Here is a 17,508-nt window from a genome sequence, read left to right on the forward strand (position 1 = left end):
CGTCGGACTGCGCGCCTTGCTTCCGGCCCAAATCGGCGCAAACGCGATCCACTCACCAAACGTCAACAGCCCCTAGAGTGGCTTTCGCAGGATCGGTTCCCGCAAAAAAACTACAAAATCAGCGGTTCCGGCTCCAGCGCCACGCCGAATCGCTCCCGCACGGCTTCCTGAACCTTGCGGGCGAGCGCGTGCAGCTGCGCGCCGCTTGCCTCCCCGTAGTTGACCAGCACCAGCGCCTGCTTGGCGTGCACGCCGGCGTCGCCGTCGCGGTAGCCCTTCAAGCCGCATTGGTCGATCAGCCAGCCGGCGGCCAGCTTGACCCGGCCGTCGGCTGCGGGGTAGTGCGGCAGCTGCGGGTGGCTGGCAAGGAGCTTGCCGGCCAGCGCGGCCGATACCACCGGGTTCTTGAAGAAACTGCCGGCATTGCCCAGCACGGCAGGGTCCGGCAGCTTGCTCTGGCGGATGGCGATGACCGCGCGGCTGACGTCGCTCGGGGTCGGTGCCGTGATGCCATCGGCAGCCAGCTGCCGGGCGATATCGCCGTAGCCAGTGCGCAAGCTGGCATGGCGCGACAGCTTGAAGCGCACGGCGGTCACCAGCAGCCGGCCGGCGGCCTCGTGTTTGAACACGCTGTCGCGGTAGCCGAAACGGCAGTCGGCATTGGACAGCACCAGCGGCGCGCCGTCGCGGTCCAATTGGGCGCAGACGACTTCATGCAGGTGGTCCTTCACCTCCACGCCGTAAGCGCCGATGTTCTGCACCGGGCTGGCGCCCACGGTGCCGGGAATCAGACTGAGGTTTTCCAGGCCGTACCAGCCTTGCGCCAGGGTATGCAGCACAAAATCGTGCCAGTTTTCGCCGGCCGCGGCCTCGACGATCACGTGGTCGCCGTCTTCGCGCAACAGGCGGATGCCGGTCAGCGCCACTTTGATCACCAGGCCCGGATAATCTCGCGTCAGCAGCAGATTGCTGCCGCCGCCCAGCCACAGCGCCGGACCCTGGCGGTACAGCGCATGGGCCAGCAGGGCGGGCAGGTCGGCCAGATCGTCCAGCCGGCAGAAATGCGCGGCGCGCGCCGCCAGGCCAAAGGTGTTGTACGGACGCAGATCGACGTCTGCTTGAAACTGCAGGGTCATAGCATGATTCCTTGGTCGCGGCGCAGCCGTTGGCGGCTGGCGCGGGCCAGATAATAAGTGAGCAGCATACCGGCCAGCGTCAGGCTGATCACCAACGCGGTCCAGAAACCGTAGATGCCCATCCGCGGCACGATCCAGTCGGTCAGTCCGAGCAGGATGCCCAGCCCCAGGCCGGCGATCCAGAACGAGGTAATGTGAATGGCCATCGGGATGGCGGTCAGTTTGTAGCCGCGCAGCGCGCCGGAGGCGATGGTCTGGGCGGCGTCGGTCAACTGGTAGACGGCGGCAAACAGCAACAGCGACGTGCCCATGGCGATGACGCGCGGGTCTTGGCTGTACATGCGCATGATGGGTTCGCGCAGCAGCAGCACCAGAATCATGGCGGCGCCGGCCATGGCCAGCCCCATGGCCAGGCCGACGCCGGAAATGAAGCGGGCGGCTTTGTAATCGCCGGCGCCGGCGTGGTGGCCGACGCGCACCGACAGCGCGGTGGCCACGCTTTGCGGCAGCATGTAGATCAGGCTGGAGAAGTTCAGCACCGATTGATGGGTGGCCACCACCACGGTTCCCAGCTCGGCGATCAATAGCGCGATGAAAGAGAACAGGCTGACTTCAACAAAGAAGGATAGGCCGATGGGCGTGCCCAGCTTGAGAAAGGCGGCGAAGCGGCGCCAGTCGGGCGCGGACAAGGACGCCAGCACCCGGTTGTCGCGGAAGGCCTTGTGCCAGCTGACATAGGCCAGCAGCGCCAGGCAGTTGAACCAGAACACGATGCCGGTGGCCCAGCCGCAGCCGGCGCCGCCCATCTTGGGCAGGCCGAACAGGCCGTGGATCAGGATGTAGTTCAGCGGTATGTTCAGCGCCAGCGCCAGCAGGCTGACCACCATGATGGGCTTGGGATGGCCCAGGCTGGAGGCGTAGGCGTGCAGCGCGCGGTGCGCCATCGCGGCCGGCATGCCGATGGCGGCGCCGGTGATGAACAGCATCACTTTGTCTATCACTTGCGGCGGCAAGTCCAGCACATGGCGCAGCGGGGCTTCCAGCAGCAGCATCAACAGCGCGCCCAGCGTGCCCAATAGCAGGCCGAACCACAGTCCTTGCGCGGCATCGCGGCCGAATTCGCGCCTCTGGCCGGAGCCCAGGTGGTGGGACAGGATGGGATTGAGCGCCGCGACTACCCCCATCAGCGTCACATAGACGGTGATGAACACGCTGGCGCCCAGCGAGACGGCGGCCAGATCGTCGGTGCCGACGCGGCCGGCCATCACGGTGTCGACGAAGCCGGTCGCCACCTGGGCGATCTGGGCGATCATCATCGGCAGCGCGAGGCGCGCGATCTGACGCGCCTCGGCCATGATTTCGTGGCGCGGGGCGCGATTGAGTTCAAACAGCATGGGCTTGGGCGGGATTTTCGGCGGAAAACGCCAATTATAGCCGCGCGGGCCGCATGCTGTCGCGTCGGCTCAAATCCTCACCGGCGGATCGCGGCGCAGGTCGCAGCTGATGATCAGCGTGTCGCCGTAGCGGGCATTGATCGCCAGCGCATCGGCCAGGCTGATGTCGCATACGGTCAGTTGTTGATCGCGGTGTTCCACGTCATAGCCTTGATCGCGGGCGAAGGCGGCCAGCTCATGCAGCGCATGGCCGTCGCCGGACGGCAGGGGGGTGGCGCTCAGGCTGCCACACAGGGGGCGAGGTCTTCCCACGGCATCAAAAATCGCAAAAGAGAAATCGGTATAGCTGTCTTGCAGGCAGTCGTACATGTTTGGCTCTCCCAAGTTCGGTCGCGCTGTGCGTGCCGGGCTTGAGTCCGCCGGCGACGCTTTAGCAGGATTTTTAGGCGCCCTGCAAGTTGTCATTAACTCGGCGCCCGAGCCGATCGGGACGGTTTGCGGGAGAACGATGCCAGTTGCTCAGCCAAGAAAAAACCCGCTGGCCGAGTAAGCGCAAGCGGGTTGATCCGGATACGCTTTAGCTGGCATTTGTTAAGCGCCCGCAAGCTGTGTCAAATCGGCGCATGTCGGTTAGATTATGCCCATGGTTCTACGCTGTCAAGGCCATGCGTTTGGTTTTCAAACGGCCGGATCGGGAGCGTTTTCCACCAGCCGGTAACCGACGCCGGTTTCGGTGACGATGTGGCGCGGCATGGCCGGGTTGTCTTCCAGTTTTTGCCGCAAATGGCCCATGTAGACGCGCAGGTACTGATTGTGTTCGGAGAACGATGGCCCCCACACCGCCAACAGCAGCTCGCGATGGGTGATCACCTTGCCGGCGTTGCGGATCAGTGTGGATAGCAGACGGTATTCGATCGGCGTCAGGTGCACCGGCGCTTCGCCCTTGTGCACCAGCCGGTTGACCAGGTCTATCTTGATGTCGCCGAACTGGAAGTTCTGCTGCGGCGCGGCGCTGCCCTGAATGCGGCGGCGCAGCAGCACGCGGATGCGCGCTAGGCACTCGGCCACGCCGAACGGCTTGGTCAGGTAATCGTCGGCGCCTGCGTCCAGCGCGGCCACTTTTTCCGTTTCCTGGGTTCGCGCGGACAATACCAGAACCGGGATGTCGGTCCATTCGCGCAGGCTCTTGATGACGTCTATGCCGTTCATGTCCGGCAGGCCCAGGTCCAGGATCACCATGTCGGGCTTGCGGGTGGCTACTTCGATCTGGCCCTGCTTGCCGGTTTCCGCCTCGTAGACGGTGAGATTTTCTTCTTCCAGCGCCGAGGACAGGAAACGTCGTATCGGCTTTTCATCCTCAATGATCACTACGGAAATAGGTGCGTCGTTCATGTCTTGTCGCTCTTGTGGGTTCAGGCGTCTTCCGGCGGCAGCGCGGGCGGCGTGCCAGCCGGCAGGGTAAAGGAGAAGCGGGCGCCGTGCGGATGGAGGTTGCCTGCGTCAATGGTGCCGCCGTGGTTTTCGATGATGGCGCGGCAGATGGCGAGGCCCAGGCCGACGCCCGGCGTGGTGGACTCCGGCGTGCCGCGCGAGAATTTGTCGAAGGCTTTATGTTCCATATTGGCCGGTAGGCCAGGGCCGTCGTCGCTGACCGAGATGCGTATCTTGTCGCCCTCATGCCGGGCGGCCAATTGAATATGCGAGCCGGCCGGCGTGTACTTGCCGGCGTTTTCCAGCAGATTGACCAGCACGCGTTCGATCAGCACCGCGTCGTACTCCAGCACCGGCAGATCGTTGCCCAGTTGCAGCTCCAGCTTATGGTTGCGCAGGGTGTGCTCGCAGGCGCGCACGGCGCTGCCGACCACTTCGTCCAGCAGCTGCCATTCCTTGTTCAGCTTGACGCCGGACTGCAGCTTGGCCATGTCCAGCAGGTTGGTCACCAGCTTGTTCATTCGCATCGCCTCATCCTGGATGGACTGCGAGATGTCTGCCTGCTGTTCCGGCGGCAGGTTCGGCGAATTCAGCATATTGGCCAGGCCCAGCATGGTGGTCAGCGGGGTGCGCAGATCGTGCGACACCACGGATAGCACGCTGTTGCGCAGCCGCTCGGACTCCATCGCCACGATGGCGTCTTGAGCCACCTCAACGTAGTGCACCCGTTCCAGCGCCAGGGCGATCTGGGCGGCGCAGGTTTCCAGCAGCCGCTGCTGCTCCGGCAGGAAGGCGTGGATGGTTTCCTCCGGCAGCAAGGCGATGACGCCGCGGGTGCGCATCGGCGCCTTCAGCGGCACATACAGCGCGGGATTGGACGGCAGGGTATTGGTGCCGAGGCCGGCCGGCTGCAGGTTGTCGAATACCCATTGCGCCACGCCGGTATCGGCGGCGCTGCCGTAATCGGTGGCGGGGCGCAGCTGGTCCTCGCTGTTCGGGATGAACAGCATCACTTTGGCGCGGAACAGCGGCTCCAGCCGGCCGACGGCGGTTTCGATGATCTGCGAGGCGGTCAGCGCGCCGGCCAGCTCGCGGCCCAGGTCGTACAGCGCGCGGGTGCGGCGTTCGCGGTAGGTGGCGATGGTGGCCTCGAAGCGGAAGCGCGCCGTCAGCTGGCTGATGATCAAGGCCACCACCAGCATCACGATGAAGGTCAGCAGATACTGGGTATCCGATACCGCGAACGACAGCCGCGGCGGCACGAAGAAGAAATCGAAAGCCGCCACCGACAGGAAGGACGCCAGCACGCCCGGCCCGCGGCCGTAGCGGGTGGCGATCAGCACCACCGCCAGCAGGTGCACCATGATGACGTTGGACAAGGCGAAATAGGGCACCAGCAGATGATTGACGGCGGTGGTGGCGAAGCAGATGGCGGACGCCGCCAGATAGCCGCGTCTGGCCTTGCCTTCGTCGTCCTCGCTGAACAGCAGGCTGCGCACGCGTTTGCCGCGGCGGCTGGATTCGTCCTCCAGCTCATGCGCCACCACATAGATGTCGACGTCGCCGGACAGCCGGGTCAGTTCGTTCACCAACGAGCCTTGCCACAGTCGGACCAGCGGATTGCGCACCGATTTGCCCACCACCAGCTTGGACACATTGCGGGTGCGGGCATAGGCCAGCAGGGTGGCGGCCAGCTCGCTGCCGCCCAGCACCGTGGTTTCGGCGCCCAGTTCCTGCGCCAGCTTCAGGCCTTTGAGAATGCGCGCGCGCTGCTCTTCCGGCAGCCGCTGCAGATTGGGCGTTTCCACGTAGACCGCGATCCAGTCGGCGTCCAGGTTGGCGGCCAGTCGCTTGGTGCTGCGGATCAGCTTCTCGGTGCCCGGCCCGGGGCCGACGCAGACCAGCAGCCGCTCGCGGGCATGCCAGACCGGTGCGATGGATTGATCGGCGCGGTAGGCGCGCATCTGCGCGTCCACGCGGTCGGCGGTGCGGCGCAGCGCCAGCTCGCGCAGCGCCAGCAGATTGCCCTTGCGGAAGAAGTTCTTGACCGCGCGCTCGGCCTGGTGCGGCAGGTAAACTTTGCCGGCGGCGAGGCGGGACAGCAGCTCGTCCGGCGGCAAGTCCACCAGCGAGACTTCGTCGGCCATGTCGAACACATGGTCCGGCAGCGTTTCCCTGACGATGATGCCGGTGATCTGGCCGACAACATCGTTAAGGCTCTCCAGGTGCTGCACATTGAGAGTGGTGTAGACGTCGATGCCCGCGGCGAGCAGTTCCTCCACGTCCTGCCAGCGCTTGGGATGGCGCGATCCGGGCACGTTGGAGTGGGCGAATTCGTCGATCAGGATCAGTTGCGGCTGGCGTTCCAGTGCCTGGTCGATGTCGAATTCCGACAGCGTGCGGCCCTTGTACTCGATCTGGCTGGGCGGCAGCACTTCCAGCCCGTCCAGTTGCGCCGCGGTTTCCTTGCGGCCGTGGGTTTCCACCACGCCGACCAGCACCTTGACCCCTTCCTGCTGCTTGATGCGCGCGGCGGCCAGCATGGCGAAGGTCTTGCCGACGCCGGCGCAGGAGCCGAAGAAGATTTTCAGCCGGCCGCGATTAGCCTGCTCCTCCTCGCGTTTGAGTTCATCCAGCAGCGCATCGGGATCAGGACGGATATCAGACATGAGGCATCCTATTGTTCAGCTTGTTCAGCCACAGAAACACACGGAATCACGCGGAAATGAGCCACGAAATCCACGAAACGACACGAAATGGCCAGGCGAGCCGCCTTGGGTAACCCTTTCGTGTCCTTCCGTGTGTTTCCGTGGCTAAAAGAACCGGACGGCTCAGGCTTTGCGGGCAAACTGATCCAGCGCCAGGTTCAGCTCCAGCACATTGACGCGCGGCTCGCCCAGCAGGCCGAAGGTCTCGCCTATGGCATGGTCATCGACCAGCTTGCGCACGGCCGTTGCCGGCAGTTTACGCGCGGCGGCCACGCGGTCAACCTGATAGTAAGCCGAGGCGAGGGAAATTTCCGGGTCCAGGCCGCTGCCGGAAGCGGTGACCAGGTCCACCGGCACCGGGCCGGTCTGGGTCGGGTGCGCCTTGCGGATGTTGTCCACATTGCCTTTCACCGCGTCCAGCAGGGCCTTGTTGGTCGGGCCCAGGTTGGAGCCGCCGGAGCTGCCGGCGTTGTACGGCATCGGGCTGGTGGCCGACGGACGGCCCCAGAAGTACTGCTCGCCGCTGAAGTTCTGGCCGATCAGGCGCGAGCCCACGACCTTGCCGTCTTTTTCGATCAGGCTGCCGTTGGCCTGCGCCGGAAACACCGCCTGGGCGATGCCGGTGGTGACCAGCGGGTAGGCCAGGCCGGTGAGCAGCGACAAGCCGCCGAAGATCACCAGCAGGGGACGAATGATTTTCACAATAATCCTTTCCATTCTCTTGGCGCGGCGCCCGCCGCCATCTTGGCGGCGGCGGGCTGGCACGCGCCCGGTTCCCGGCACGCCGGGGTGATGCCCCGGACCGGGTCCGGGAACCTTAGATTGCCTGTTACACCAGACCCAGCGCGCCCAGCAGCATGTCGATGATCTTGATGCCGACGAAGGGCACCAGCAGGCCGCCCAGGCCGTAGACCAGCAAATTGCTGCGCAGCAGTTCGGCCGCGCTCTTGGCGTGGTACTTCACGCCCTTCAGCGCCAGCGGGATCAGGAACACGATGATGATGGCGTTGAAGATCACCGCGGACATGATGGCCGAGGCCGGGCTGTTCAGGCCCATCACGTTCAGCGCGTTCAGCTGCGGATAGGTGCTGGCGAACGCCGCCGGGATGATGGCGAAATACTTCGCCACGTCGTTGGCGATGGAGAAGGTGGTCAAGGAACCACGGGTCATCAGCATCTGCTTGCCGATTTCCACAATCTCGATCAGCTTGGTCGGGTTCGAGTCCAGGTCCACCATATTGCCGGCTTCCTTGGCCGCCTGAGTGCCGGTGTTCATGGCAACGGCCACGTCAGCCTGGGCCAGGGCGGGAGCGTCGTTGGTGCCGTCGCCGGTCATCGCCACCAGCTTGCCTTCGGCCTGATGGCTGCGGATCAGCTTCAGCTTGGCTTCCGGCGTGGCTTCGGCCAGGAAGTCGTCCACGCCGGCCTCTGCCGCGATGGCGGCGGCGGTCAGCGGGTTGTCGCCGGTGATCATCACCGTCTTGATGCCCATCTGGCGCAGTTCGGCGAAACGTTCCTTGATGCCGCCCTTGACGATGTCCTTCAGCTCGATCACGCCCAGCGCGCGGTTGCCTTCGGCCACCAACAGCGGGGTGGAGCCGCGGCGGGCCACTTCGTCGGCGCTCTTGGACAGCGCGTCCGGGAACTGGCCGCCTTGCTCGGCGATGTGGCGGCGGATGGCGTCGATGGCGCCCTTGCGGATCTGGCGGCCATCATAGTCGATGCCGGACATCCGGGTTTGCGCGCTGAAGGCGATGAAGCTGGCTTCATGGCTGGCCAGTTGGCGCTCGCGCAGATTGAACTTCTGCTTGGCCAGCACCACGATGGAGCGGCCTTCCGGCGTTTCGTCGGCCAGCGAGGCCAGCTGCGCGGCGTCGGCCAGGTCTTTCTCGCTGACGCCCGGCGCCGGGATGAAGGCGGAAGCCTGACGGTTGCCCAGGGTGATGGTGCCGGTCTTGTCCAAGAGCAGCACGTCCACGTCGCCGGCGGCTTCCACCGCGCGGCCGGAGGTGGCGATCACGTTGGCGCCCATCATGCGGCTCATGCCGGCCACGCCGATGGCGGACAGCAGGCCGCCGATGGTGGTCGGAATCAGGCAGACCAAGAGCGCCACCAGGGTGGTGATGCTGATCGGCGAGCCGGCCTTGACCGCGTCCACGCTGAACAAGGAGAACGGCAGCAGGGTGACGGTCACGATCAGGAACACGATGGTCAAGGCCACCAGCAGAATGGTCAGCGCGATCTCGTTCGGCGTCTTCTGGCGCTTGGCGCCTTCCACCATGGCGATCATGCGGTCGAGGAAGGTTTCGCCCGGGTTGACGGTGATCTTCACCACGATCCAGTCGGACAGCACGCGCGTGCCGCCGGTGACGGAGGAGAAGTCGCCGCCGGATTCGCGGATCACCGGCGCGGATTCGCCCGTGATGGCGGATTCGTCAACGGAGGCCACGCCTTCGATCACTTCGCCGTCCACCGGGATCACGTCGCCGGCTTCCACCAGCACGTAGTCGCCTTTGCGCAGGCTGGTGCCGTCCACGATGCTCTTGGCGGCGCCGTGGTTGCCGCCGGCCAGCTTCTTGGCCACCACGTTCTTCTTGGCGGAGCGCAGGCTGGCGGCTTGGGCTTTGCTGCGGCCTTCGGCCAGCGCTTCGGCGAAGTTGGCGAACAGCACGGTGAACCACAGCCACAAAGCGATGCCCAGGATGAAGCCGGAGGAGGCCTCGCCCTGGCCGGCCAGCGACTGCAGCCACAGCGCGGTGGTCAGAATGCTGCCCACGTACACCACGAACATCACCGGGTTGCGCCACTGGGTGCGCGGCGACAGCTTCTTGAACGAGTCGACGATGGCGGGTTTCACCAGCGCCGGATCGAACATGCCCTTGCTCGCGCTCTTGTGGCCGGCAGCGGCAGGTTCCGCTACCAGGGTCTTTGAATGATTCTTGTCGTTCATCTCGAGTTTCCTTGACTGACTGGCGCTTAGTGGACGGCGAGCATTTGCAGATGCTCGACTACCGGGCCCAGTGCCAGAGCCGGAACATAGTTCAATGCGCCTACCAGCAGCACGGTGCCGATCAATAACACCACGAACAGCGGGCCATGGGTCGGCAGGGTGCCGCTGGTGACGGCCAGGCGCTTCTTGGCTGCCAGCGAACCGGCGATGGCCAGGATGGGCACGATCATGAAGAAGCGGCCAAAGAACATGGCGATGCCGGTGGCGATGTTGTAGAACGGCGTGTTGACGGACAGGCCGGCGAAGGCGCTGCCGTTGTTGTTGGCCGCGGAGGTGAAGGCGTACAGGATTTCGCTGAAGCCGTGCGCGCCCGGATTGGCGATGCCGGCCTTGCCCGCTGCCATGCTCACGGCGATGGCGGTCAGCGCCAGCACCAGGGTCGGGGTCACCAGAATGGTGATCGCGGTCATCTTCATCTCGTAGGTTTCGATCTTCTTGCCCAGGTATTCCGGCGTGCGGCCTACCATCAGGCCGGCGATGAACACGGCCAGGATGGCGAAGATCAGCATGCCGTACAGGCCGGAACCCACGCCGCCGAACACCACTTCGCCCAGCTGCATCAGGAACATCGGCACCATGCCGCCGATCGGCGTCAGCGAGTCATGCATCGCGTTGACCGCGCCGCAGGAGGCGGAAGTGGTCACGGCGACGAACAGCGAGGTGTCGATGATGCCGAAGCGGGCTTCCTTGCCTTCCATATTGCCGCCGGACTGCAGGCTGCTGGCTTGCTGGTCGATGTGCAGCGCCTTGTACTGCGGCACGCCGGCTTGCTCGGCGCTGGTTTCCACCACTACGGCGGTGGCGAACATGATGGTCATCGCGGCGAGGATGGCCCAGCCCTGGCGACGGTCGCCCACCATGCGTCCGAACAGGAAGCACAGCGCGGCCGGAATCAGGAAGATCGCGATGTCCTGCAGGAAGTTGGCGAACGGAGTCGGGTTTTCAAACGGATGGGCGGAGTTGGCGTTGAAGAAGCCGCCGCCGTTGGTGCCCAGCATCTTGATGGCTTCTTGCGAGGCCACCGGGCCCATAGGCAGGGTCTGCGTCTGGGTGGATTTGTCTTCCATCACCGGCTTGCCGTCTTTGCCGGTCACCGGATTGCCCTTGGCGTCAACCTTGGGCTGCTGATACTTGGTCACTTCCAGCGTGTGCACGTCCTTGTAGGCGGACAGGTTCTGGATCACGCCCTGCTGGGTGAAGACCAGCGCGAACACCACGGCCAGCGGCAACAGGATGTACAGGGTCAGGCGGGTGATGTCCACCCAGAAGTTGCCGATCTTGCTGCTGTTGTGGCGGACAAAGCCGCGGATCAGCGCGATCACCACGGCTGCGCCGGTCGCGGCCGACAGGAAGTTCTGCACGGTCAGACCCAGCATCTGGGTCAGATAGCTCATCGTGGTTTCGCCGCCGTAACCTTGCCAGTTGGTATTGGTGATGAAGGAGATGGCGGTGTTGAACGACGAATCCGGCGATACGGCGGCCATCGCCTGCGGGTTGAACGGCAGCGCGCCTTGCAGACGCTGCAAGGCGTAGAGTGTCAGCGCGCCCAACACGTTGAACAGGATCAAGGCCACGGTATAGCCGCGCCAACCCATTTCCTCATCCTGCTTGATGCCGGCGAGGCGATAGAAACCGCGTTCGAGCGGCGCGAAAAAGCGTACCGGACCGACGTTTTCCCCCTGCATGATGCGCGTCATATACGCGCCCAGAGGCCAGGCCAGCGCGACCAGCACGGCCAGGAACAGCCCCAGTTGGAGCATGGCGGGTGTTGTCATGATTAGAAATTCTCCGGTTTGACCAATGCGTAGATCAGATAGACGAACAGTCCAAGCGCCAGCAGGGCGCTGATCAGGTACCAGGCAGTCATTGCTTGCCTCCCAGTCGGTCACAGGCTGCGATCAGCAGCCAGGTCAGTGCGCAGAACAGCGCGACCAGGCCTAGATAAAGCCAATCCATAGTGAAAATCTCCATGCGTAATGTGCGATGTGGAAGGTAATCAAACCGGCGTCAAAAACCTGATAAAAGCGAGCAGCCTCGTGTAAAGAAAGTATAAAAATTATCTTTATTGGCCATTTTTTAGAAAAAAAATTCCTCTGTCGTCGTATTGTTGGAATTTTTTTTAGGCGAAAAGCGGCGCGCAACGTCAAGTCAGCGCTTGGCGGATACGTGATTTCCGGGGTGCAAGAAGGGGACGGGATGGTGTAAAGAAAAATACATGAGGCGCGCCGCCATCGTGGGCGGCGGCAGGTGGGCGGGGCCGTGCGGCCCCATCAAGGTTTCAGAACAGATCGTCGCAACGGTCGGCTAGGAAGCGGGCGTCGTCGCGGTCGTGGGCCCGTTGCCGCACCTTCTGCTGGCGCGACCTTTCCTCGTCGCTCAGCTGTGGCTTGGCCACGGCATAGAGGAAGCTTTCATGCTGGTCTCGGGCCTGTTTTCTACGAACGCTCAGGGGGATACGAGAAATCATCCTGCACCTTTCGATCTCGAAACGTGGACTTCTCAGGGCGATCCTCACGGCTGGCGCGGACGTGGCCGGCAAGCTGGGCGGGCTGCGCCCTGACTGTATCAAGTTGACGCGATTTGTTCGGTTTGTAAAGGCCTTGGGTGTAAATCAGGCGGCGGTTGTGGCGTTCCATGTCATTTTGTTTCGATTAAAACTTAGCCAACTGTTGTTACGGCGCCGTGATGCCGCGATGAAACTTGCAGGGTAAGCTAGGTATATGTTTTATAAATATATTGTTGTATCGAAATGATCTAAATTGTTATAAGCAAACCGCGTAGCATCAGCTGATTATTGCAGGATAAATGAGGACGGCTATGGATCTGGGATACACGGTGGCGGGGCTGGCGGTTGGCTTTATCGTCGGGCTGACCGGCGTGGGCGGCGGCTCGCTGATGACGCCCATCCTGTTGTGGTTCGGCATTTCGCCGGCCACGGCCGTCGGCACCGACCTGTTGTACGCCGCGCTGACCAAGGCCGGCGGGGTGGTGGTGCATCATAGGCAGCGCCATATCGACTGGCGCATCACGCTGCAGCTGGCGCTGGGCAGCGTGCCGGCGGCGCTGTCGACGCTGGGCCTGCTGTCCTGGCTGCATGTTTCGCCGCGCATCATGGACGAAATATTCCGTTTTGTGCTCGGCCTGGCCTTGCTGCTGACTGCGGCGGCCATATTGGGCAAGCCATGGCTGATGAAGGTGGGTGGGCGGCATGTGGCCAAGCTCGGCGTGGGCGAGCGCTGGTGGCCCACCGCGCTGGTGGGGGCGGTGCTGGGGGTGCTGGTGACGCTGAGCTCCATCGGCGCCGGCGCCTTGGGCACGCTGGCGCTGTTCATGCTGTATCCTGCGCTGTCCACTTCGCGCCTGGTGGGGACGGAAATCGCCCATGCGGTGCCGCTGACGCTGGTGGCCGGCCTGGGCCACGCCAGCATGGGGCATCTGGATTGGCTGCTGCTGCTGAAGCTGCTCAGCGGCTCGCTGCCCGGCATCTGGTTGGGCAGCAAGCTGACCGGCAAGCTGGCGGACCATTGGCTGCGGCCGGCGCTGGCGGTGATGCTGGCGCTGGTGGGCGGCAAGCTGGTGTTATAAGCCGATTCAGGGGTGGGTGTAGCGCTTCAGCAGAGAGGCGTAGCGGCCATCCTGTTTGATCTTGTCCAATGCCGCTTGCAGGCGCGCGACGTATTCCGGCTTGCTATCCTTTTGCAGCGCGAAATAGAACTGCGTGCTGTCATCCAGCACCTGCACCGAATCCAGCCGCTCCGGGTCCTGGCCCTGCTGGCGCGCGGCGTAGCGCTGGAACAGCGCCACCCCAACCGTGTACGGCACCCGGTGCGCGTACAGCAGCTTGGCCGACTGCCCTTCGTCGTTGGTCAGCACCAGGTTCTGGTTTTCTGAAAATCCCCGGTCTTCCATCATCTTTTGCCCCGGGGTGTCGCGCGCTACCGCCACCCGCGCGCGCCGCGCGTCCTCTATCGAGGTGTACGGCAACGCCTTGGGGCCGCCCAGTCGGAACAGTTCGATCGGCAAGGGCAGCGCCGGTCCCACCCATTTGAACAAGTCTTCGCGCTCCGGCGTGCGCACCGTCAGGTACAGCACGGTATTCGGCACTTGTTGCGCCTCGCGCAGCGCGCGGCTCCACGGCTTGATCTCAATGGTGGCGTGCAGGCCGCTTTCGTGCAGCATCATCAGCAGCAACTCATTGGAGAAGCCCTTGTAGTCTCCATCTTGCTGATAGCTCAGCGGCGGCAGGTTTTCGGTCAGCGCGTAGAGTTCCGGCGGGGGCTGGTCCGCCCGGGCGGGTAGCAGCTGGCAGCAGCAAGCGAGCAGGGCGAGCAAAGGCAGGCGCATGGCGCTCCCCTCGACGAAGTGGATAAGTGTTTCCACTATAAGCAGGCGCTTGGGCGCAGGCAAAAAAAGCCCCGGGAGGTCCCGGGGGCATCAAAGCAAACAACAAAGGAGAAGCCATAAGAAGCAGGTGTATATTATTTAACTCTGATTTTTTATGGCTTGATATGAAACAAACTTACAGAGTTTTGCTTCAAATTAGTGGCCGGCTGGATCAGCAGCTTCAGGCGGCTAATTGCTTGCTCAATACCACGCGCTCATCATCCACCTCGGCGGCATAAGGCTGGCGCGCGATCTCCTGATAACCAAGGCGCTGATAGAACGCCAGATTGCCCGGCAGGCGGCGGCGGGTTGCCAGCCGTATCCGTTGCACGCCTTGTTGCCGCAGCTGCGCTTCGGCATGGTGGAGCAGGGCGGAACCCAGGCCGAGGCCTTGCAGTTCCGGGTGGGTGCAGACGCGCTTGACCTCGGCGCAGCCATCATCCGGCGGCAACACCAACAGGCAGGCGGCCAGTCGCCATTTCTGCCAGGCCAGGAAGATCTGGCTGCCGCTGGCGAGGTGGCCGGTCAGGCTGGTGACGGTTTCGTCCAGCGCGGTGGGGCGGCTGGGAAGCGTGGCGGCCAGGGGGGCGAACGCCTGCTGGATCAGATGGCAGACGGCCGGTAGGTCATCCCAGTCGGCAAGGCGGAATTCGATGGTTTCCATGGCAGTCTCCAATTGACGGGGTTGAGCGCATTTTGCAAGCGGATTGTTACCGAATAAAAAACGGCCACATGATAGTCATGCGGCCGTTTCGTTTGCGTGCGGATTACGCGGCTTACAGCTTGCTCATCAGCCAGTCCGGCAGGCTTTGCAGCGCAGCCGGCAGGTTTTCCGGCTGGGTGCCGCCGGCCTGGGCCATGTCCGGCCGGCCGCCGCCTTTGCCGCCCACTTGCGTGGCGACTTGGTTGACCAGCTCGCCGGCCTTGACCTTGCCGGTCAGGTCCTTGGACACGCGGGCGATCAGGCTGACCTTGCCTTCATTGACGCAGGCCAGGAGCGCGATGCCGCTTTCCAGGCGGTCCATCAGCTTGTCGCTCATGTCGCGCAGGGTGGCGGCGTCGACGTTGTCGATGCGGCTGCCGACGCACTTGACGCCGTTGATGGTGCGCATGCCGACGCTGACCAGCTCGTCCAGCTGGCCGAAGGCCAACTGGCCCTTCAACTGCTGGGCTTCCTTCTGCGCGGCTTTCAGTTCGGCTTGCAGGCGTTCGATCTTGACGATCAGCTCGCCCGGCTGCGCTTGCAGCGCGCTGGCGGCGGTTTTCAGCTCCGCTTCCTGAGCCTGAACCCAGGCGACGGCGCCTTCGCCGGTCACGGCTTCGATGCGGCGCACGCCGGCGGCGACGCCGCTTTCGGCCACGATCTTGAACAGGCCGATGTCGCCGGTGCGCTTGACGTGGGTGCCGCCGCATAGTTCGGCGGAGAAGTCGCCCATGGTCAGCACGCGGACCTCTTCGCCGTATTTTTCGCCGAACAGCATCATCGCGCCGGATTTCTGCGCGTCGGCCATGCTCATCAGCTCGGCCTTGACTTCGACGTTATGGGCGATCACGCGGTTGACCACGCGCTCCAGCTCGGCGATCTGCTCCGCCGTCACCGGCTCGCCGTGGGCGAAGTCGAAGCGGGTGCGTTCCGGATTGACCAGCGAACCCTTTTGCGCCACATGGCTGCCCAGCACATGGCGCAGCGCCGCGTGCAGCAGGTGGGTGGCGGAGTGGTTGCGGGCGCTGGCCAGGCGCTGATGCAGGTCGATGGTGGCGGTGACGCTGTCGCCGACTTTCAGCGCGCCGCGGGCGAGCACGCCCTTGTGGCCGAAGACCGCGCCCTGGATCTTCTGGGTGTCGGCCACGTCGAACAGCGCGTCCAGGCCGCCGGTGGCGGAGATTTCGCCCACGTCGCCTACCTGGCCGCCGCCTTCGGCGTAGAAGGCGGTGTTGTCCAGCACCACGATGCCTTCGTCGCCGGCGGACAGCGCCTCAACCGGCTCGGTGCCCTTGTACAGCGCCAGCACCTTGGCTTCCACGCTGCTCTTGTCGTAGCCGTGGAAGCAGGTGTCGTCGCCGCTGTAGCTGAGCTTGCCGCTCATTTTGAAGGTGGAGCCGGCGCGGCCGCGCTCGCGCTGCGCTTCCATGGCGCGCTCGAAGCCTTCCAGGTCGGCGTGGATGCCGCGTTCGCGGCAGATGTCGGCGGTCAGGTCCACCGGGAAGCCGAAGGTGTCGTACAGCTTGAAGATGGTTTCGCCATCCAGCTCTTTTTTGCCGCCTTCCAGCGCGGCGTCCACCAGCGCCATGCCGTTTTCCAGCGTCTCGGCGAACTTGATTTCCTCGGCGCGCAGCGCGTCCTCGATCTGAGCCTGCTTCTCGCGCAGCTCAGGATAGGCATCGCCCATCTCGGCGACCAGGTCAGCCACGATCTTATGGAAGAACAGGCCCTTCTGGCCCAGCTTGTAGCCGTGGCGGATCGCGCGGCGGGCGATGCGGCGCAGCACGTAGCCGCGGCCTTCGTTGGACGGCAGGATGCCGTCGGCGATCATGAAGGAACAGGCGCGGATGTGGTCGGCGATGACTTTCAGCGACGGCACGTCCTGGCTGTAGGCCACGCCGGTTTCGCGGGCGGCGGCGCGCACCAGGCAGGCCAGGCCGTCGGTCTCGAAGTTGGACTTCACGTGTTGCAGCACGGTGGACAGGCGCTCCAGGCCCATGCCGGTATCGACCGACGGCTTGGGCAGCGGATGCAGCACGCCGGCTTCGTCGCGGTTGAACTGCATGAACACGTTGTTCCAGATTTCCATGAAGCGGTCGCCGTCTTCGTCCGGGCTGCCCGGAGGGCCGCCGGCCACGTCTGCGCCGTGGTCAAAGAAGATTTCGGTGCACGGGCCGCAGGGGCCGGTGTCGCCCATGGTCCAGAAGTTGTCGGACGCGTACGGCGCGCCCTTGTTGTCGCCGATGCGGACGATCTTGTCGGCCGGCAGGCCCACGGTCTGGTGCCAGATGTCGTAGGCTTCGTCGTCGCTGGCGTACACCGTCACCATCAGGCGGTCTTTCGGCAGGGCCAGCCATTGCTCGCCGGTCAGGAATTCCCAGGCGAAGGTGATGGCGTCGCGCTTGAAGTAATCGCCGAAGCTGAAGTTGCCCAGCATTTCGAAGAAAGTGTGGTGGCGCGCGGTGTAGCCGACGTTTTCCAGGTCGTTGTGCTTGCCGCCCGCGCGCAGGCATTTCTGGCTGGTGGTGGCGCGGGTGTAGTCGCGTTTTTCAAAGCCCAGGAACACGTCCTTGAACTGCACCATGCCGGCGACGGTGAACATCAGCGTCGGGTCGTTGCCCGGGATCAGGCTGCTGGAGGCGACTACCTGGTGGCCTTTGGAGGCGAAGAAATCCAGGAATTTCTTGCGAATTTCAGAGGTTTTCATGATTTTTTGGTCAATTTTCAAAATCTGGTCCGGGCG

General features: G+C 63.9%; 14 protein-coding genes. 1 reads left to right on the forward strand and 13 read right to left on the reverse strand.

From position 1 onward, the window contains the following. Nucleotides 1–110 precede the first annotated feature (110 nt). From murB to QUG01_RS09965, 10 genes are all read right to left on the reverse strand, one after another. On the reverse strand, nt 111–1,136 hold the full coding sequence (gene murB, locus QUG01_RS09920) for a UDP-N-acetylmuramate dehydrogenase (RefSeq protein WP_500829991.1): 1,026 nt from the start codon (nt 1,134–1,136) through the stop codon (nt 111–113). Continuing rightward, the gene (locus QUG01_RS09925) at nt 1,133–2,530 is read right to left on the reverse strand and encodes an MATE family efflux transporter (RefSeq protein WP_500829992.1); all 1,398 of its coding nucleotides are present in this window, start codon (nt 2,528–2,530) and stop codon (nt 1,133–1,135) included. The genes murB and QUG01_RS09925 overlap by 4 nt, the downstream gene beginning before the upstream one ends. 69 nt (nt 2,531–2,599) lie before the next feature. Beyond that, on the reverse strand, nt 2,600–2,899 hold the full coding sequence (locus QUG01_RS09930; RefSeq protein WP_500829993.1) for a hypothetical protein: 300 nt from the start codon (nt 2,897–2,899) through the stop codon (nt 2,600–2,602). A gap of 309 nt (nt 2,900–3,208) precedes the next feature. Continuing rightward, the gene (gene kdpE, locus QUG01_RS09935) at nt 3,209–3,922 is read right to left on the reverse strand and encodes a two-component system response regulator KdpE (protein ID WP_500829994.1); all 714 of its coding nucleotides are present in this window, start codon (nt 3,920–3,922) and stop codon (nt 3,209–3,211) included. A gap of 20 nt (nt 3,923–3,942) precedes the next feature. Continuing rightward, nucleotides 3,943–6,630, reverse strand: coding sequence for a DUF4118 domain-containing protein (locus tag QUG01_RS09940; RefSeq protein ID WP_500829995.1), 2,688 nt, complete (start codon nt 6,628–6,630; stop codon nt 3,943–3,945). Between the two features lie 162 nt (nt 6,631–6,792). Beyond that, nucleotides 6,793–7,371: a potassium-transporting ATPase subunit KdpC gene (kdpC, locus tag QUG01_RS09945; protein WP_500829996.1), complete on the reverse strand. Its 579-nt coding sequence runs from the start codon at nt 7,369–7,371 to the stop codon at nt 6,793–6,795. Nucleotides 7,372–7,498: 127 nt separating this feature from the next. Next, entirely contained in the window at nt 7,499–9,619 is a 2,121-nt protein-coding gene (gene kdpB / locus QUG01_RS09950) for a potassium-transporting ATPase subunit KdpB (protein WP_500829997.1), read from the reverse strand. Between the two features lie 26 nt (nt 9,620–9,645). Further along, nucleotides 9,646–11,454: a potassium-transporting ATPase subunit KdpA gene (kdpA, locus tag QUG01_RS09955; protein ID WP_500829998.1), complete on the reverse strand. Its 1,809-nt coding sequence runs from the start codon at nt 11,452–11,454 to the stop codon at nt 9,646–9,648. A 2-nt stretch (nt 11,455–11,456) separates the two neighbouring features. After that, nucleotides 11,457–11,546: a K(+)-transporting ATPase subunit F gene (gene kdpF, locus QUG01_RS09960; protein WP_021476355.1), complete on the reverse strand. Its 90-nt coding sequence runs from the start codon at nt 11,544–11,546 to the stop codon at nt 11,457–11,459. Nucleotides 11,547–11,957: 411 nt separating this feature from the next. After that, nucleotides 11,958–12,146, reverse strand: coding sequence for a hypothetical protein (locus QUG01_RS09965; RefSeq protein ID WP_011135152.1), 189 nt, complete (start codon nt 12,144–12,146; stop codon nt 11,958–11,960). Between the two features lie 350 nt (nt 12,147–12,496). Between QUG01_RS09965 and QUG01_RS09970 the strand changes: the two genes are divergently transcribed. Next, nucleotides 12,497–13,264 (forward strand): sulfite exporter TauE/SafE family protein, encoded by a 768-nt coding sequence (locus QUG01_RS09970; protein ID WP_500829999.1) that lies wholly within the window; start codon nt 12,497–12,499, stop codon nt 13,262–13,264. A gap of 6 nt (nt 13,265–13,270) precedes the next feature. Here QUG01_RS09970 and QUG01_RS09975 read toward each other — a convergent pair whose 3' ends face one another. The 3 genes from QUG01_RS09975 to alaS all read right to left on the reverse strand — a co-directional run bounded on the left by QUG01_RS09975 (nt 13,271) and on the right by alaS (nt 17,472). Further along, nucleotides 13,271–14,023 carry a substrate-binding periplasmic protein gene (locus QUG01_RS09975; protein WP_500830000.1) on the reverse strand — a complete coding sequence of 251 codons (753 nt, stop codon included), beginning with the start codon at nt 14,021–14,023 and terminating at the stop codon, nt 13,271–13,273. Nucleotides 14,024–14,243: 220 nt separating this feature from the next. Further along, complete coding sequence (locus QUG01_RS09980) at nt 14,244–14,726, reverse strand: GNAT family N-acetyltransferase (RefSeq protein ID WP_500830001.1); 483 nt, start codon at nt 14,724–14,726, stop codon at nt 14,244–14,246. Nucleotides 14,727–14,838: 112 nt separating this feature from the next. After that, entirely contained in the window at nt 14,839–17,472 is a 2,634-nt protein-coding gene (gene alaS, locus QUG01_RS09985) for an alanine--tRNA ligase (protein ID WP_500830002.1), read from the reverse strand. Nucleotides 17,473–17,508: the final 36 nt, after the last annotated feature.

Source organism: Chromobacterium sp. CCUG 76385 (assembly GCF_059916625.1).

Bases quoted from the DNA above. Each gene is read 5' to 3' on its own strand.
- murB (WP_500829991.1), bottom strand. From the start codon at position 1,136: ATGACCCTGCAGTTTCAAGCAGACGTCGATCTGCGTCCGTACAACACC.
- QUG01_RS09925 (WP_500829992.1), bottom strand. From the start codon at position 2,530: ATGCTGTTTGAACTCAATCGCGCCCCGCGCCACGAAATCATGGCCGAG.
- QUG01_RS09930 (WP_500829993.1), bottom strand. From the start codon at position 2,899: ATGTACGACTGCCTGCAAGACAGCTATACCGATTTCTCTTTTGCGATT.
- kdpE (WP_500829994.1), bottom strand. From the start codon at position 3,922: ATGAACGACGCACCTATTTCCGTAGTGATCATTGAGGATGAAAAGCCG.
- QUG01_RS09940 (WP_500829995.1), bottom strand. From the start codon at position 6,630: ATGTCTGATATCCGTCCTGATCCCGATGCGCTGCTGGATGAACTCAAA.
- kdpB (WP_500829997.1), bottom strand. From the start codon at position 9,619: ATGAACGACAAGAATCATTCAAAGACCCTGGTAGCGGAACCTGCCGCT.
- kdpA (WP_500829998.1), bottom strand. From the start codon at position 11,454: ATGACAACACCCGCCATGCTCCAACTGGGGCTGTTCCTGGCCGTGCTG.
- kdpF (WP_021476355.1), bottom strand. From the start codon at position 11,546: ATGACTGCCTGGTACCTGATCAGCGCCCTGCTGGCGCTTGGACTGTTC.
- QUG01_RS09965 (WP_011135152.1), bottom strand. From the start codon at position 12,146: ATGATTTCTCGTATCCCCCTGAGCGTTCGTAGAAAACAGGCCCGAGAC.
- QUG01_RS09970 (WP_500829999.1), top strand. From the start codon at position 12,497: ATGGATCTGGGATACACGGTGGCGGGGCTGGCGGTTGGCTTTATCGTC.
- QUG01_RS09975 (WP_500830000.1), bottom strand. From the start codon at position 14,023: ATGCGCCTGCCTTTGCTCGCCCTGCTCGCTTGCTGCTGCCAGCTGCTA.
- QUG01_RS09980 (WP_500830001.1), bottom strand. From the start codon at position 14,726: ATGGAAACCATCGAATTCCGCCTTGCCGACTGGGATGACCTACCGGCC.
- alaS (WP_500830002.1), bottom strand. From the start codon at position 17,472: ATGAAAACCTCTGAAATTCGCAAGAAATTCCTGGATTTCTTCGCCTCC.